Genomic DNA, 16,295 nt, shown 5'->3' on the forward strand with positions numbered 1-16,295 from the left:
CGGTGACAGGGCGGCACATCGGGGCATGCGGCAGTCAGCAAGCACGGCGCGCGGGCTGAAGTGCCGAACTTAAAAATACTATGTGAACTATCAGGAACAACAAAATGAGAAAATGGTGAGACATAGTGCGTTTTTTGAACAAAGTCTCCATCCATGCGCAACGCGATTCCCAATATCGGCCTGTTGATGGCTTTTGAAGCCTCGGCCCGGCACGGCAATTTCTCCCGCGCTGCCAATGAGTTAGCGTTGACCGCCAGTGCCGTCAGCCGCCATGTGGCGGCGCTGGAGGACCGGCTGGGCGTGCCGCTTTTTGTGCGCCACAAACGCCGCGTCATGCTGACGGATGCGGGTAAACGATATGCGCAGCGCGTGCGCGTGCACCTCAATGGCCTGGAGCGCGATACGCAAGAGATCGCCAACAGCCGCGCGCAGGGCTATGCGATCCACCTGGCCGTCGTCTCCAGCTTTGCCACGCAGTGGCTGGTGCCGCGCCTGCCGGCCTTTGCGCAGCAGCACCCGGACATCCACGTCCACCTGTCGGTGCGCTCCGAGCCGTTTGCGTTCGAGGAAAGCGGCTTTGACGGCGCCATCTACTCGGGCGACGGCCTCTGGTCCAAGACCCAGGGCCAGCGCATTGCACGCGATGGTGCCTGCATCCCCATCTGCAGCCCCGCCTTTGCGGCGCAGCATGCACTGGCCACGCAGGAGGACTGGCAGCAACTGGTGCACATCGGCCTGGAAAGCCGCCCCGCCGCCTGGCGCGACTGGTACAGCGGCCTGGGCTGGGATTACTCGGTACAGGCCTCGCGCGGTCCGCGCTATGAGCTGTTCTCGATGGTCATCATGGCCGCTGCCGCCGGCCTGGGCGTGGGCCTGGTGCCTGAGGTGCTGGTGCAAACCGCGCTGGACGCCGGCCAGGTGATTCCCGCCCATACACAGACCTTGCCGGGCACGCAGAGCTACTGGTTCAGCTACCCTACGTACCGCGAGCCTTCGCCGGCGCTGCAGGCCTTCGAGCAGTGGGTGATCCAGCAAAGCCAGGGGCAGCAGGACTGAGCGCTGCGCCAGCCTGCCCGGCCCTGCCCGGCATCAATAGTCGTCGCCGCCCACCGCCAGGTTTTCAAAGCGGGTCTGGTTCTTCTGGAAGAACAGCTTGACCGTGCCGGTCGGGCCGTTACGCTGCTTGCCGATGATGACCTCGGCCACATTGGGCTCGTTGCTCTCTTTGTTGTAGTAGTCATCGCGGTAGATGAACATGATGATGTCCGCATCCTGTTCAATGGCGCCCGATTCCCGCAAGTCGGACATCATCGGGCGCTTGTCGGTGCGCTGCTCCACCGAGCGGTTGAGCTGCGACAGCGCAATCACCGGGCATTGCAGCTCCTTGGCCAGCATCTTCAAACCCCGCGAGATCTCACCCAGCTCGGTCGCCCGGTTGTCCGAGCTGGCGGCCGAGCCCGAGCCACTCATCAGCTGCAGGTAGTCGACGACGATCAGGCCGAGCTTGCCGCACTGGCGGGCCAGGCGGCGCGAATTGGCACGCAGCTCCGACGGCGTCAGGCCCGGGGTCTCATCGATGTGCAGCGAGACGGTGCGCAGCCGCTCGATGGCCTCGGACAGCCGAGGCCACTCTTCATCGGTCAGCTTGCCGGTACGCAGATTGCCCTGGTTCACCCGGCCGATCGAGCCCACGATACGCACCGCCAGTTGGGCGGCCCCCATTTCCATCGAGAAGATGGCCACCGGCAGGCCTTCGTTGAGCGCCACATGCTCGGCAATGTTCACCGCAAACGAGGTCTTGCCCATCGAAGGGCGCGCCGCCAGCACCACCAGGTCGCCGGCCTGCAGGCCACTGGTCATGCGGTCCAGGTCGGCAAAGCCGGTGGGCACACCCGTCACGTCGACCGGGTTGTCCGCCATCTCCTGCACCCGGTCGAGCAAGTCCACGACCAGGTTGTCCAGCGACTGGAAGCCCTGCTTCATGCGCGAGCCTTCTTCACCGATGGCAAAGATCTTCTGCTCGGCTTCGTCCAGAATGCGGTCCACCGTCTTGCCCTGCTGGTTGAAGGCATTGGTGGCGATCTCGTCGCTGGCGGTGACGAGCTTGCGCAGAATCGAGCGCTCGCGCACGATCTCGCCATAGCGGCGGATATTGGTGGCGCTGGGCACATACTGGGCCAGCTGGTTCAGGTAGGCCAGCCCGCCCACTTCCTCGGCCTTGCCGATGCTTTGCAAGTGCTCATAGACCGTGATCACATCGGCGGGCTTGCCGGCATTGATCATGCTGGCCATCGCCGCAAAGATCAGCTTGTGCTCATGGCGGTAGAAGTTGTCCTCGGCCAGCACATCGCCGACGCGGTCCCAGGCATTGTTGTCCAGCAGCAGGCCACCGAGCACGCTGGACTCCGATTCGATCGAATGCGGCGGTATGCGCAGCTGTGCCACCTGCTTGTCGGGGGTGATGAAGGCAGCGTCATCCAGGGGAGGAAAGGTCTCTGACATGGGGAATCCAAATGAGCAAACGCCAGCTTGGCAGCCAGCAATCCACAAGAATAGCGCAGATGCCGCGCAAGGCTGGCAGCGGCGCGCAAAACCCGCATCCCGGCGAGACGCTGCGGCCGGGAACGAAAAAGCCGCCCGAAGGCGGCTTCCAACGCAAAGCGTGAGAAATTACACGTGTTCGCCGTAGACGGACACGGTCACTTCCACCACCACGTCGGTGTGCAGAGCCACTTCCACAGCGGTCTCGCTCACGGTCTTGATAGGGCCGTTAGGCAGACGCACTTGCGACTTGACCACTTGGAAGCCCATCTTGCCCAGTTCATCAGCGATGTCGTGGTTGGTGACGGAGCCGAACAGACGGCCATCGACACCTGCCTTTTGGGTCAGCTTCACGGTCTGGCCGGCCAGCTTCTCACCTTGGGCTTGTGCAGCAGCCAGCTTCTCAGCAGCAGCCTTTTCCAGCTCAGCGCGCTTGGCTTCGAACTCAGCCTTGGCAGCTTCGGTAGCGCGGCGTGCGCGGCCCGAAGGGATCAGGAAGTTACGTGCATAGCCGTCCTTGACCTTGACGATTTCACCCAGGTTGCCCAGGTTCACGACCTTGTCGAGCAGAATGATTTGCATGTTCGTGCTCCTTAGATCTTGTGTTGGTCAGAGTAAGGAACCATGGCCAGGAAGCGAGCGCGCTTGATGGCAGTGTTCAACTGACGTTGGTAGATGGCACGGGTGCCGGTCAGACGTGCTGGGATGATCTTGCCGTTTTCAGCAACGAAGTCACGCAGGGTGTCGACATCCTTGTAGTCGATTTCTTCGACGCCAGCCACGGTGAAGCGGCAGAAACGCTTGCGCTTGAACAGCAGCGACTGGGTGTTGCGCTTTGGGCGCTTGTCTTTGTTGAATTTCTTGAACGTGGCCATTTTCGGACCTCTCAATAAGTATCTTGTTGAATATCCTGGATGTGCAGAACCAGCGATTTGCTGTTGCGCGGTGTGGCCAGAAAACCCTGGAATGTCCAGGTGCTCCCTACAGCCTGCCGAGCGATTCGCTCTGCCAGTGCACCAAAGGCAACCGCCTTGAGCACGGCATTGACTTGTCGGGGTTGGGCTGCTTCGGTCTGGGTGGAGCGGTGCTCCAGCACGACATCTACAGCAGGTAGCCCAGCCGGCGTGTATCGCAAAATCTTGATTTCAGCGATGACGGCGGTGACAAGTACGCGGTTCTCCACCTCCTGTGTGATTAACGCTCTGCAGCGGCGTGCTCAGCCTGGTTGGCCTTGCGCGCTTCTTCGCGTTCCACGGTCTTCATCATGGCGGAAGGAGCGGTTTCAGCCTTCTTCTTCTGCACAGTCAGTTGGCGCAGCACAGCGTCGTTGAACTTGAACGCGTGTTCCAGTTCAGCCATCACAGCCTGGTCGGCTTCGATATTCAGGCACAGATAGTGGGCCTTGGCCAGCTTGTTGATCATGTAGGCCAGTTGACGGCGGCCCCAGTCTTCAACGCGGTGGATCTTACCGCCGCCGGCGGTAATCATGCCTTTGTAACGCTCCAGCATAGCTGGAACTTGTTCGCTCTGATCGGGGTGGATCAGCAGCACGATCTCATAGTGACGCATGCAAACTCCTTGTGGATTGCGCCACCCGCTAGTGCACCTTTTCGCAAAGAACGCAGCACGGTGTGGCAAGGGAAACCAGGGATTATACAAACCAATTCAAAAACCGTCAAACATGGTTTATAAACACGGGCCCCGGCAGCCACCAAAGCACCCGGGAGCGAGGGCTCCGGCCCGAACCGCAAATAAGCCCCTTGAAAAGCAAGGAAATGCCCCCAGGTGCGGCCACAAGAGTCCTTTTTGTTAACGAAATACGAACAGCACCATGTCAGACAAGCTCCACCCCGAAGGCCAAAATCCCATGTCCGCCGAAGAGCTGGAAGCCGCTGCCGCTGCCAACCAGTCGCAACTGGAAGCAGAGCTGGCGGAGTTGAAGGCCAAGAATGCCGAACTGGCCGACCAGTACCTGCGCGCCAAGGCCGAAGTCGAGAACGCCCGCCGCCGCGCCGATGATGAAGTGGCCAAGGCCCGCAAGTTCGGCGTTGAAAGCTTTGCCGAAAGCCTGTTGCCGGTGATCGACAGCCTGGACGCCGCATTGGCGATCCAGAATGCCAGCCCCGAGCAACTGCGCGAAGGCTCGGATGCCACCTTGCGCCAGCTCGTCTCCGCGCTGGAACGCAACAAGGTGGTTGCCATCAACCCGGCGGCCGGCGACAAGTTCGACCCCCACCACCACCAGGCGATCTCTGCCGTCCCCGCGGCCCAGGATCCCAACACAGTGGTGGCGGTGCTGCAAAAGGGGTATGCCATTGCCGAGCGCGTGCTGCGTCCGGCCCTGGTGACCGTTGCCGCACCACAATAAAACGCACCTCCCGGCTTTTTTGCGTTGCGCACTTGAACAACACCAAAAAAGCCACAAATAACAGTCAATTAGGGCGCAACGCCGCCTCAAGAATACAGGAGTAGAGAAATGGGAAAGATTATCGGTATTGATTTGGGCACGACCAACAGCTGCGTGGCCGTGATGGAAGGCAACACCACCCGTGTGATCGAAAACAGCGAAGGTGCACGCACCACGCCGTCGATCGTTGCATACCAGGAAGATGGTGAAATCCTGGTGGGCGCTTCTGCCAAGCGCCAGGCCGTCACCAACCCCAAGAACACGATTTACGCTGCCAAGCGTCTGATCGGCCGCAAATTCGACGAGAAGGAAGTGCAAAAGGACATCGACCTGATGCCGTTCCAGATCGTCAAGGCCGACAACGGCGACGCCTGGGTGCAAGTGCGCGACCAGAAGCTGGCCCCGCCACAGATCTCCGCAGAAGTGCTGCGTAAGATGAAGAAGACCGCCGAGGACTTCCTGGGCGAGCCCGTCACCGAAGCCGTGATCACCGTGCCTGCGTACTTCAACGACGCACAGCGCCAGGCCACCAAGGACGCTGGCCGCATCGCCGGTCTGGAAGTCAAGCGCATCATCAACGAGCCTACCGCTGCAGCCCTGGCCTTCGGCCTGGACAAGGGCGGCAAGGGTGACCGCAAGATCGCCGTGTATGACCTGGGCGGCGGTACCTTTGACGTGTCCATCATCGAAATTGCCGATGTGGACGGCGAAAAGCAGTTCGAAGTGCTGTCGACCAATGGCGACACCTTCCTGGGCGGCGAAGACTTCGACCAACGCGTGATCGAATACATCATTGCCGAGTTCAAGAAAGAGCAAGGCGTGGACCTGTCCAAGGACGTGCTGGCCCTGCAGCGCCTGAAGGAAGCGGCTGAGAAGGCCAAGATCGAGCTGTCCAGCTCGGCGGCGACCGACATCAACCTGCCATACATCACCGCTGACGCGTCGGGCCCCAAGCACCTGAACATCAAGCTCACCCGCGCCAAGCTCGAAAGCCTGGTGGACGAGCTGATCGAGCGCACCATCGCCCCTTGCCGCACCGCGATCAAGGACGCTGGCATCGCTGTGTCCGATATCGACGACGTGATCCTGGTGGGCGGCATGAGCCGTATGCCCAAGGTGCAAGAGAAGGTCAAGGAATTCTTCGGCAAGGATCCCCGCAAGGACGTGAACCCTGACGAAGCCGTGGCCGTGGGCGCTGCCGTGCAGGGCCAGGTGCTGGGCGGTGACCGCTCCGACGTGCTGCTGCTGGACGTGACGCCACTGTCCCTGGGTATCGAAACCCTGGGCGGCGTGATGACCAAGATGATCACGAAGAACACGACGATCCCGACCAAGTTCGCGCAGACCTACTCGACCGCCGAGGACAACCAGCCTGCGGTGACCATCAAGGTGTTCCAGGGTGAGCGTGAAATCGCCAGCGCCAACAAGCTGCTGGGTGAGTTCAACCTCGAAGGCATCCCTGCTGCACCCCGTGGCACGCCACAGATCGAGGTGACCTTCGACATCGATGCCAACGGTATCTTGAACGTTTCTGCCAAGGACAAGGGTACCGGCAAGGAAAACAAGATCACCATCAAGGCCAGCTCCGGTCTGTCCGAGGACGAGATCCAGAAGATGGTCAAGGACGCCGAGCTGAACGCGGCCGACGACAAGAAGAAGCTGGAGCTGGTGCAGGCGCGCAACCAGGGCGAAGCTGCCGTGCACAGCGTCAAGAAGAGCCTGGGCGAGCATGGCGACAAGCTCGATGCCGCTGAGAAGTCGGCCATCGACACCGCAGTGCAGGCGCTGGAAGAAGCGCTGAAGACCGAGGACAAGGACGCCATCGAAGCCAAGACCACGGCCTTGATGACCGCCAGCCAGAAGCTGGGCGAGAAGGTGTATGCCGACGCCCAGGCCGCACAGGCGGGCGCCGCCGGTGCAGCAGCGGGTGGCGCAGCCGGTGCTGCGGCAGCCGATGACAACGTCGTCGATGCCGAAGTCAAGGAAGTGAAGAAGGACTAAACGCCTTCCGACGGGCCTGGAGCCAGCCGCTGCCAAGCACCCATGCCGGAGTTCGCATCGCCGCACTCCGGCATGGCTTTTCTGCAGCATCGCTCTTTCCCTGGTCGCCCGCAACCGCGGCCGGGTCAACGCAGACCCCGTCTCTCATTCATGCAAGCATCCAAAGGCACACGATGACATCTACCACAGCACCTGCGACCGACGCACTGCATGTTGCAGAGCTCAGCCGTGTCAACCAGAAGATCACCGATGGCGCGGCAGACCTGCCCGCCGTCACGCTCAAGGACGGCAGCCGGGTGCAGACCGGCACCGTGGCCACGATGCTCTACAACATCGCTCTCTACAATGCCGGCGAGCGCGGTGCCGTCGAAGCAGAGCTGAAGATGGCGATCCCCACGCTGTTCAAGGTGGGGTTGTTTGAGCTATTTCCACCGCAGCAATGGATTGACGGCGACAATCCCGGCCGCAGCTTTGTGGGCACACATGCCCGGGCGTACCTGAACGCCGCTGGTTAATTACCCACAGAATTGAAGAACACCATGTCCAAACGCGATTACTACGAAGTCCTCGGCGTGAGCAAATCCGCCACGGAAGTCGACATCAAGACGGCCTACCGCAAGATGGCCATGAAATACCACCCCGACCGCAACCAGGGCGACAAGGCCAAGGAAGCGGAAGAGAAGTTCAAGGAGTGCAAAGAAGCCTACGAAATGCTCTCCGACAGCCAGAAGCGCAGTGCCTACGACCAGTACGGGCACGCCGGTGTCGACCCCAACATGCGTTCGGGCATGGGCGGCGAGGGCTTTGGTGGTTTTGCCGAATCGTTTGGCGACATCTTTGGCGAAATGTTCGGCGGCGGGCGCCGTGGTGGTGGTGGCCCCCAGGTCTACCGGGGCAACGACCTGTCCTACGCGATGGACATCAGCCTTGAAGAAGCCGCTGCGGGCAAGAACGCGCAAATCAAGATTCCCTCCTGGGACGAGTGTGACACCTGCCACGGCAGCGGCGCCAAGCCCGGCACCCAGGTCAAGACCTGCAGCACCTGCCACGGCAGCGGCCAGGTCCAGATGCGCCAGGGCTTTTTCGCGGTGCAGCAAACCTGCCCGCACTGCCGAGGCACCGGCAAGATCATTCCTGAGCCTTGCACCAGCTGCCACGGCCAGGGCCGCACCAAGTCGCAAAAGACCTTGGAAGTGAGCATCCCCGCCGGTATCGACGACGGCATGCGCATCCGCTCGACCGGCGATGGCGAACCCGGCCAGAATGGCGGCCCGCCCGGCGACCTGTACATCGAGATCCGCGTGCGCAAGCACGAGGTGTTCGAGCGCGATGGTGATGACCTGCACTGCGAGGTGCCCGTCAGCATGGTCACTGCCGCCTTGGGCGGCGAGATTGAAGTGCCCACCTTGAGCGGCAAGGCTGCGATCGACATCCCCGAGGGCACCCAGACCGGCAAGCAGTTCCGCCTGCGCGGCAAGGGCATCAAGGGCGTGCGCGCCAGCTACCCCGGTGACTTGTATGTGCACATCGTCGTCGAGACGCCCGTCAAGCTCACCGAGCACCAGCGCAAGCTGCTCAAGGAGCTCGATGAGTCGCTGAAAAAGGGCGGCGCCAAGCACACGCCCAATAACCAGTCCTGGGCCGACCGCCTGAAGAACCTGTTCACCTGATCAAGCAAAACGCCGCATCCCTCCGATGCGGCGTCTCTTGTGCCAAGCGCCAGCCTCGCTGGTGCTTTTTTCATGGCCGCTGCGCTTCTTAGTCCTGGGTTGCTGCCTGGTTTGCAGCCTGCGCCCGGGCAGCGCTGCGGCGCATCCAGCGCCGGATGGCCAAGCGCAGCGGCAGCAGCACCACCAGGGCCAGCGCCAGCAACCAGGGCAGCGCTTGCGCGGCAGTCAGAATCAGTGACTGCACGCTGCGCGTCAGGCCATCCCAGCTGCGTTGCCAGGTTTGCTGCCAGGGGCTGTAGGTGCCACTGACGATCGCGCGTGCGGGCTGGAACCGCATCTGCACGAACTGCTTGGCAGTATCGCGCTGCAGCAGCGCACGGTGGGTGTTGGCCGCGTCGATCTCGGCCTGCACCTGCGAGAGCGTATCGCGGATGGCCATCAGATCCTGCAGGCTGCGTTTGACATTCTTCTCCAGCATCAGCGCGCGCAGGCTGTCGCGGTATTCGGTGCGGTTCTTGATCTGCGCCTCTACATCCACGACCTCATAGGTCTTGTCCTCGGTCGTGGTCTGGTGGTTGAGCACCCGAGCGCCAGCGCCCAGCGACGAGGTCAGCGCAGCAAAATCCTGGGGGCTGACCCGCATCGCCAGCATGGCTTCGGCAGCCGACTGCGGGGTTTCGCGCCGCAGCTGCGAGCCTTCTACATAGCAGTCCAGCCGCTCGCAGCGCGCCTTGACCTCTTCCCACAGTGCCGCCAGCTCGGCAGCAGGCGTCTCCACCTGGATGCGGTGGCTGATCGCCAAAAAGCGCGCGCTGGGCGCGGCCGCACCGCCCTGCCCCATGGCCCTATCGGCGGCGGGCGCCATCTCCATGCTGGCCATCTTGCCCGCGGAGCGCGCCGCCATCGGCGCTGCCGGTGCAGGTGCAGCCGGGGCCGCCAGTTGCACCTCTGCAGGCGGCGCGCTCTGCCCGGCATCTGGCGAGCAGCCGGCCAGCAAGGCGGCCACCGCGATGGCAATGGCCGCCAGGCCACCCGAACGCGCATTGAACAGGCCAGAAGAAGGGGAGCGAGAAAACATCGGTCATTCCGTTTCTAGAGCATCGCTGCTTGCGATGTCTGCTCAATCGCTGTGGGCCTGCCGAATGGGGTCAAGCCTTTACAAAAACGAACATATTCCGCACCCGCTGGCGAAAAATCCTGGTTGGGGGCCTGGCTACGTTTTCATGCAAATGACACATCAGCCATCGTCATTCGCGATACCAGTTGCGCTATTTGCCTATAAAATGGCTGCTGATTTCTAAAAACACGATACCTCCCCGCCATGAAAAGCTCAGAGCGCAGTTTTGCGCGCCGCATTGACCTGACCTCGCTCCAGCTGTTTGTGGCGGTGTGCGAGCTGGGCAGCATTGGCCGGGCGGCGGAGCGGGAGTTCATTGCAGCGTCGGCTGTCAGCAAGCGGCTGTCGGACCTGGAAACGGCCGTCGACACCCAGCTGCTGTACCGCCACAGCCGTGGCGTCACCTTGACGCCGGCCGGAGAGAGCCTGCTGCACCATGCCCGCAATGTGCTGTTCGGACTGGAGCGCATGCAAGGCGAGCTGAGTGAGTACGCCGATGGCGTGCGCGGCCATGTGCGCATCCATGCCAATATTTCCGCGATTGTGCAGTTTCTCCCAGAGGACCTGGGCCGCTTTGCGCGCGCACACAGCCAGATCAAGATCGACCTGCAGGAGCACCTGAGCGCGCAGGTGATCCAGGCCGTGCACGAAGGCACGGCCGATCTGGGCATCTGCAACCCCGATGCCGTCGCCAACACCGCCGAGCTCGATCTGCAGTCGCGCCCCTACCGCAGCGACCACCTGATGCTGGTCGTACCGCTGGACCATGCGCTGGCCCAGCGCAACACGATCAGCTTTGAAGAAGCGCTGGAGTGGGACATCGTCGGCCTGCAATCGGGCAGCAGCATCAGCCAGGCAATGCGCACGGCATCGGCCCAGCTGCGCCGGCCACTGCGCCAGCGCATCCAGGTCACCAGCCTGGATGCCATGTGCCGCATGATCGACAACGGCCTGGGCATAGGCCTGCTGCCGGACCGCGCCTTTGCATTGATGCATGGCGTGGGCAACCTGCGCGGCATCCGCCTGGCCGACGCCTGGGCGCACCGCGAGCTGCGCCTGATGGCCCGCGATTTTGAGGCGCTGCCGGTGACCGCCCGCCTGCTGGTCGAGCATCTGAGCCCCCGGCCCGCCGATGAGGCCCAGGCCGCAGACCAGCAAGACGCCGACCTGGCCGCGCACCTGCAGACCTTTGCCCATCTCTGATATTTCGTATTTAGCCCCTTGATGAGACCCTTGACCCAAAGAGAACCACGATGACCGGACGCACCCTCTACGACAAGATTTTTGACGAGCACACCATCCACACCGAAGAGGATGGCACTGCCGTGCTGTATATCGACCGCCATCTGGTGCACGAAGTCACCAGCCCCCAGGCGTTCGAAGGGCTGCGCATGGCGGGCCGCAAGCTCTGGCGTGTCAGCTCCGTGGTCGCCACCGCCGACCACAACACGCCCACCACCGGCTGGGAGCGCGGCTATGACGGCATCGAGGACCCGATCAGCAAGGAGCAGATCGTCACCTTGAACGACAACATCGGCGAATTCGGCGCAGCCGCCTTCTTCCCGTTCATGGACAAGGGCCAGGGCATCGTCCACGTGATGGGGCCTGAGCAAGGCGCCACCCTGCCCGGCATGACCGTCGTCTGCGGCGACAGCCACACCAGCACCCATGGCGCCTTTGGCGCGCTGGCCCACGGCATCGGCACCTCCGAGGTCGAGCACGTGATGGCCACCCAGACCCTGCTGGCCAAGAAGGCCAAGAACATGCTGATCAAGGTGGACGGTAAGGTCGCCCCCGGCGTGACCGCCAAGGACATTGTGCTGGCCATCATCGGCCGCATCGGCACCGCAGGCGGCACCGGCTACACGATCGAGTTCGCCGGCTCGGCCATCCGTGACCTGTCCATCGAAGGCCGCATGACGGTCTGCAACATGGCGATTGAAGCTGGTGCCCGCGCCGGCCTCGTGGCCGTGGACAGCAAGACCATCGACTATGTCAAGGGCCGCCCGCTGGCGCCCACCGGCGTGGAATGGGACCAGGCCGTCAGCTACTGGAAGACCTTGCACTCCGATGTCGATGCCAAGTTCGACACCGTGGTCACCTTGCGCGCCGAAGACATTGTTCCCCAGGTCACCTGGGGCACCAGCCCCGAGATGGTGCTGGGCGTCGATGCGACCGTGCCCGATCCAGACAAGGAAAAGGACCCGAACAAGCGCGGCGCCATCGAGCGGGCACTGACCTACATGAACCTGGAGCCAGGCAAGCCGATCAACGACATCTTCGTCGACAAGGTGTTCATCGGCAGCTGCACCAACAGCCGCATCGAGGACATGCGCGAAGCCGCAGCCGTCATCAAGAAGCTGGGCCAGAAAGTGGCCAAGAATGTGAAGCTGGCCATGGTGGTTCCCGGATCGGGCCTGGTCAAGGCCCAGGCCGAGGCCGAAGGCCTGGACCAGATCTTCACCGCTGCCGGTTTTGAGTGGCGCGAGCCCGGTTGCTCGATGTGCCTGGCGATGAACGCCGACCGCCTGGAGCCCGGCGAGCGCTGTGCATCGACCAGCAACCGCAACTTTGAAGGCCGCCAGGGCGCCGGTGGCCGCACCCATCTGGTCAGCCCCGCGATGGCTGCAGCCGCTGCGGTGCACGGCCACTTTGTGGATATCCGCCGTTTTGCATGACCCCAGGAGCCCTGCGATGAAAACCCGTTTTGCCTTCATCACCATCGTGCTCGCCGCGCTGCTGTCGGGCTGCAACACCGTCCACGGCATTGGCCAGGATGTGCAGGGGGCGGGCAACGCCATCTCTCGCGCAGCACGCTAAACCATCACTCATACCGCTGCCCGCGCTCAGTCCATGAATGCGGGCAGCCCAAAGGCTAGAACATGCAGAAATTCACCATCCACACCGGCCTCGTGGCACCCATGGACCGCGAGAACGTCGACACCGACGCCATCATTCCCAAGCAGTTTCTCAAGTCGATCAAGAAGACCGGCTTTGGCGTCAATGCGTTTGACGAATGGCGCTATCTGGACCAGCCCGGCCAGCCCGGCGTGCCCGAGTCCGCGCGCAAGCCCAACCCGGACTTCGTGCTCAACCAGCAGCGCTACCAGGGTGCCAGCATCCTGATCGCCCGCAAGAACTTTGGCTGCGGCTCCAGCCGTGAGCACGCCCCCTGGGCGCTGGACCAGTTCGGCTTCCGCGCGATCCTGGCGCCCAGCTTTGCCGACATCTTCTTCAACAACTGCTTCAAGAACGGCCTGCTGCCCATCGTGCTGCCCGAGGCCACGATCGACATGCTGTTCAACGAAGTCGCAGTGCACCCCGGCTACAGCCTGACCATCGACCTGGACCAGCAGGTCATCCTGCGTCCCGGCGGCGAAACCATCCCCTTCGATGTGATCGCCTTCCGCAAGTACTGCCTGCTCAACGGCTTTGACGACATTGGCCTGACCCTGCGCCACAAGGACAAGATCCAGGCCTATGAAGCCAACCGCCTGGCGACCAAGCCCTGGCTGGCGCACAGCCTGGTGCAAGCCAAGGCCTGAGCGCCGCGAGAGGCGGTTCACCGCCATCCCCGCTGCGCCCCACCGGGCGCGGCCCTGCCATCCTGACTGAGAAAAAACCATGAAAATCGCTGTATTGCCCGGAGACGGCATTGGTCCAGAAATCGTTGCAGAAGCCGTCAAGGTGCTCGACGCCCTGAAGCTGGACCTGCACCTGCAAAGCGCACCCGTCGGTGGCGCCGCCTATGAGGCCTCCGGCCACCCGCTGCCACCCGCCACGCTGGAGCTGGCCCAGGCATCGGACGCGATCCTGTTTGGCGCCGTGGGCGACTGGAAGTACGACACGCTCGAGCGCGCACTGCGCCCCGAGCAAGCGATTCTGGGCCTGCGCAAGGCGCTGGGCCTGTTTGCCAACTTCCGCCCCGCGATCTGCTACAAGGAGCTGACCCACGCCTCCAGCCTCAAGCCTGAGCTGGTGTCCGGTCTCGATATCCTGATCATCCGCGAGCTGACGGGCGACATCTACTTCGGCCAGCCACGCGGCCGCCGCAGCGCACCGGACGGCCATTTCCCCGGCGCCGAAGAAGCGTTCGACACGATGCGCTACACCCGCCCCGAGATCGAGCGCATCGGCCATGTGGCCTTCCAGGCCGCGCAAAAGCGCAGCAAGCGCGTGACCAGCGTCGACAAGGCCAATGTGCTGGAGACCTTCCAGCTGTGGAAGGACGTGATGACCGAAGTGGGCAAGCAGTACCCCGATGTGCAGCTGGACCACATGTATGTCGACAACGCCGCGATGCAGCTGGTCAAGGAACCCAAGCGTTTCGACGTCGTCGTCACCGGCAATATGTTTGGCGACATCCTGAGCGACGAAGCCTCGATGCTGACCGGCTCGATCGGCATGCTGCCCTCGGCCAGCCTCAACGACAAGAAGCAAGGCCTGTATGAGCCCAGCCACGGCTCGGCACCGGACATCGCCGGCAAGGGCGTCGCCAACCCGCTGGCCACCATCCTGTCGGCCGCGATGATGCTGCGCTTCAGCCTGGGCCAGGAAGCCGCTGCCCAGAAGATTGAAGCGGCTGTGCAAAAGGTGCTGGCCAAGGGCCTGCGCACGCCCGACATCTACAGCGAAGGCACGACCAAGGTCGGCACCCAGCAGATGGGCGATGCCGTGGTGGCTGCGCTGTAAGCAGCGGTCTTCAGCTTGCGTCTCTGACAGCGACCTGCGGGTCGCTTTTTTGCGCCAGCGCAAGAACGATCCGCATCCACCGCGCAAACCCCTGCCCCGTTTCAGCACCAAAACGACGACAGAAGCACGGCTCGCTTTCGACTTTGGTCATTTCGACGAATTAAAAAACCATAAATAGTCAAAAAATAGTTTTTAACGTCATATATGCATGCGCTTCGATGCGCCAGCACTCGAAATTTATAAAATTTCTTGCACAGGTTTTAAAAATTGACGCTAGAATAGCTTCCCATGTCTGCGCACCGCCCTATTTCTTGGCTGAACACCATCACCCCCATTGAGGCGGGTATGGCTGCGCGCGCATACACATTCACAACCACCACGAAGATTACCGGCTGATCCAGCCTGGTTCGTCGTGCGCCTCCAACTGGCCGACGAGCCAGGCCCTCAGCCCCCGTGGCATTTCCTTTCGTTTAGGTAGACAAGGGCGTTTTATGAGCAAGCAATTGGTAGGTTTGGTGGGCTGGCGCGGCATGGTCGGCTCGGTGTTGATGGACCGCATGCAGGCCGAGGGTGACTTCGCGCTGATCGAGCCGGTGTTTTTCTCGACCTCCAACGCCGGCGGCAAGGCCCCTGCGATGGCCACCGTGCACACCCAGCTCAAGGATGCCAATGACATCGCCGAGCTGTCCAAGTGCGACATCATCATCACCTGCCAAGGCGGCGACTACACCAAGGAAGTCTTCCCCAAGATCCGCGCTGCCGGCTGGAACGGCCACTGGATCGATGCCGCCTCATCGCTGCGCATGCAAGACGACGCCGTCATCGTGCTGGACCCTGTCAATGACGCACTGATCCAGCGCAAGCTGGCCGCAGGCGGCAAGAACTGGATCGGCGGCAACTGCACCAACTCCATCTTGCTGATGGGCCTGTCGGGCCTGTTCAACGCCGGTCTGGTCGAATGGGTCTCGTCGATGACCTACCAGGCTGCGTCCGGCGGCGGTGCCAACCACATGCGCGAGCTGCTCAAGGGCATGGGCGTCGTGCATGCCGCCGTGGCCGATGAGCTGGCCACGCCCGCTTCGGCCATTCTGGACATCGACCGCAAGGTCGCGCAGACCATCCGCAGCGATGTGCCCACCGAATTCTTCGGTGCACCCCTGGCCGGCGGCCTGATTCCCTGGATCGACGCCCAGCTCGACAACGGCCAGTCCAAGGAAGAGTGGAAGGGCCAGGCCGAGGTCAACAAGATCCTGGGCACCGATGCCACGATCCCCGTCGATGGCCTGTGCGTGCGCATTGGCGCGATGCGCTGCCACAGCCTGGCGCTGACCCTGAAGCTCAACAAGGACCTGCCGCTCGCCGAGATCGAAGCGCTGATCAAGGGCGGCAACGACTGGGTCAAGTGGGTGCCCAACGAGCGTGCCGTGACGGTCAAGGAGCTGACCCCCGCAGCCGTGACCGGCGGCCTGGAAGTCGCTGTCGGCCGTGTGCGCAAGCTGAACATGGGCCCCGAGTACCTGTCGGCCTTCGTGATCGGCGACCAGCTGCTCTGGGGCGCTGCCGAGCCCCTGCGCCGCATGCTGCGCATCCTGCTCGCCGCTTGATGGCCGGCTGATTCCCCGCCAACCCACACCACACCTTCCGGATCTGCCCGATGCAGCCGGAAGGTGTTTTTTCTGGTGATCGGGCCCAGGGCCGAGGGATCGGGGTGTGCAGGCGCCGCCCTCTGAAAAGTTGCTCCAGCACAACATTCATGCAGGCCGGGGCCAGCCCAGGCTGCCTATCAAAAGGCAAGCCCGCTCCTTAACTTGTCACCCCAAGACATTACTGTTAAGGTTCTTTTTACTGATAATTACCGATTTCGCGT

The 16,295-nt window shown here is 62.5% G+C and carries 17 protein-coding genes and 1 pseudogene; 12 read left to right on the forward strand and 6 right to left on the reverse strand.

Annotated features, from left to right (window positions below; all coding sequences use genetic code 11):
- Positions 1-153: 153 nt before the first annotated feature.
- Complete coding sequence (locus tag ACHWUQ_RS04440; RefSeq protein ID WP_230775087.1) at positions 154-1,056, forward strand: LysR substrate-binding domain-containing protein; 903 nt, start codon at positions 154-156, stop codon at positions 1,054-1,056.
- Between the two features lie 33 nt (positions 1,057-1,089).
- Here the strand turns inward: ACHWUQ_RS04440 and dnaB are convergent, their stop codons facing one another.
- Positions 1,090-2,502 carry a replicative DNA helicase gene (dnaB, locus tag ACHWUQ_RS04445; RefSeq protein ID WP_133855424.1) on the reverse strand — a complete coding sequence of 471 codons (1,413 nt, stop codon included), beginning with the start codon at positions 2,500-2,502 and terminating at the stop codon, positions 1,090-1,092.
- Between the two features lie 11 nt (positions 2,503-2,513).
- Between dnaB and ACHWUQ_RS04450 the strand changes: the two genes are divergently transcribed.
- Positions 2,514-2,666 (forward strand): hypothetical protein, encoded by a 153-nt coding sequence (locus ACHWUQ_RS04450; RefSeq protein WP_239809168.1) that lies wholly within the window; start codon positions 2,514-2,516, stop codon positions 2,664-2,666.
- 4 nt (positions 2,667-2,670) lie between these two features.
- On the opposite strand, the gene rplI is transcribed toward ACHWUQ_RS04450, so the two are convergent.
- Genes rplI through rpsF form a run of 4 tightly spaced genes read right to left on the reverse strand, consistent with a single transcriptional unit; the run spans position 2,671 to position 4,110 of the window.
- Positions 2,671-3,123, reverse strand: coding sequence for a 50S ribosomal protein L9 (gene rplI / locus ACHWUQ_RS04455; protein WP_239809169.1), 453 nt, complete (start codon positions 3,121-3,123; stop codon positions 2,671-2,673).
- Positions 3,124-3,134: 11 nt separating this feature from the next.
- The gene (gene rpsR / locus ACHWUQ_RS04460; protein ID WP_021028346.1) at positions 3,135-3,416 is read right to left on the reverse strand and encodes a 30S ribosomal protein S18; all 282 of its coding nucleotides are present in this window, start codon (positions 3,414-3,416) and stop codon (positions 3,135-3,137) included.
- An 11-nt stretch (positions 3,417-3,427) separates the two neighbouring features.
- Positions 3,428-3,724 carry a primosomal replication protein N gene (priB, locus tag ACHWUQ_RS04465; RefSeq protein ID WP_230775098.1) on the reverse strand — a complete coding sequence of 99 codons (297 nt, stop codon included), beginning with the start codon at positions 3,722-3,724 and terminating at the stop codon, positions 3,428-3,430.
- Positions 3,725-3,735: 11 nt separating this feature from the next.
- On the reverse strand, positions 3,736-4,110 hold the full coding sequence (gene rpsF / locus ACHWUQ_RS04470; protein WP_230775490.1) for a 30S ribosomal protein S6: 375 nt from the start codon (positions 4,108-4,110) through the stop codon (positions 3,736-3,738).
- Between the two features lie 262 nt (positions 4,111-4,372).
- Here rpsF and grpE point away from each other — a divergent pair, with 262 nt between their 5' ends.
- The 4 genes and pseudogenes from grpE (at position 4,373) to dnaJ (ending at position 8,619) form a co-directional block, all read left to right on the forward strand.
- A complete protein-coding gene (grpE, locus tag ACHWUQ_RS04475) occupies positions 4,373-4,909 on the forward strand; it encodes a nucleotide exchange factor GrpE (protein WP_239809171.1) in 537 nt (178 codons plus the stop codon).
- A 102-nt stretch (positions 4,910-5,011) separates the two neighbouring features.
- Positions 5,012-6,949 (forward strand): annotated as a pseudogene (dnaK, locus tag ACHWUQ_RS04480) (molecular chaperone DnaK); the annotation flags it as partial.
- Positions 6,950-7,122: 173 nt separating this feature from the next.
- Entirely contained in the window at positions 7,123-7,464 is a 342-nt protein-coding gene (locus tag ACHWUQ_RS04485) for a hypothetical protein (protein WP_239809173.1), read from the forward strand.
- 24 nt (positions 7,465-7,488) lie between these two features.
- The gene (gene dnaJ / locus ACHWUQ_RS04490) at positions 7,489-8,619 is read left to right on the forward strand and encodes a molecular chaperone DnaJ (RefSeq protein WP_239809174.1); all 1,131 of its coding nucleotides are present in this window, start codon (positions 7,489-7,491) and stop codon (positions 8,617-8,619) included.
- A gap of 88 nt (positions 8,620-8,707) precedes the next feature.
- Here the strand turns inward: dnaJ and ACHWUQ_RS04495 are convergent, their stop codons facing one another.
- The gene (locus tag ACHWUQ_RS04495; RefSeq protein WP_394680454.1) at positions 8,708-9,697 is read right to left on the reverse strand and encodes a DUF4349 domain-containing protein; all 990 of its coding nucleotides are present in this window, start codon (positions 9,695-9,697) and stop codon (positions 8,708-8,710) included.
- 243 nt (positions 9,698-9,940) lie between these two features.
- On the opposite strand from ACHWUQ_RS04495, the gene ACHWUQ_RS04500 reads away from it, so the two are divergent.
- The 6 genes from ACHWUQ_RS04500 to asd all read left to right on the forward strand — a co-directional run bounded on the left by ACHWUQ_RS04500 (position 9,941) and on the right by asd (position 16,032).
- Positions 9,941-10,939, forward strand: coding sequence for a LysR family transcriptional regulator (locus ACHWUQ_RS04500; protein WP_312833846.1), 999 nt, complete (start codon positions 9,941-9,943; stop codon positions 10,937-10,939).
- 50 nt (positions 10,940-10,989) lie between these two features.
- A complete protein-coding gene (leuC, locus tag ACHWUQ_RS04505; protein WP_239809177.1) occupies positions 10,990-12,414 on the forward strand; it encodes a 3-isopropylmalate dehydratase large subunit in 1,425 nt (474 codons plus the stop codon).
- Between the two features lie 16 nt (positions 12,415-12,430).
- Positions 12,431-12,556, forward strand: a complete 126-nt coding sequence (locus ACHWUQ_RS04510; protein WP_239809178.1) for an entericidin A/B family lipoprotein — start codon at positions 12,431-12,433, stop codon at positions 12,554-12,556.
- A 62-nt stretch (positions 12,557-12,618) separates the two neighbouring features.
- Positions 12,619-13,281, forward strand: coding sequence for a 3-isopropylmalate dehydratase small subunit (gene leuD / locus ACHWUQ_RS04515; RefSeq protein ID WP_116924768.1), 663 nt, complete (start codon positions 12,619-12,621; stop codon positions 13,279-13,281).
- A 79-nt stretch (positions 13,282-13,360) separates the two neighbouring features.
- Positions 13,361-14,428 (forward strand): 3-isopropylmalate dehydrogenase, encoded by a 1,068-nt coding sequence (gene leuB / locus ACHWUQ_RS04520; protein WP_394680455.1) that lies wholly within the window; start codon positions 13,361-13,363, stop codon positions 14,426-14,428.
- Positions 14,429-14,919: 491 nt separating this feature from the next.
- A complete protein-coding gene (gene asd / locus ACHWUQ_RS04525; protein ID WP_239809180.1) occupies positions 14,920-16,032 on the forward strand; it encodes an aspartate-semialdehyde dehydrogenase in 1,113 nt (370 codons plus the stop codon).
- Positions 16,033-16,295 lie beyond the last annotated feature (263 nt).

The organism is uncultured Comamonas sp., assembly GCF_964277875.1.
GTDB classification, from domain to species: domain Bacteria; phylum Pseudomonadota; class Gammaproteobacteria; order Burkholderiales; family Burkholderiaceae_C; genus Comamonas; species Comamonas sediminis.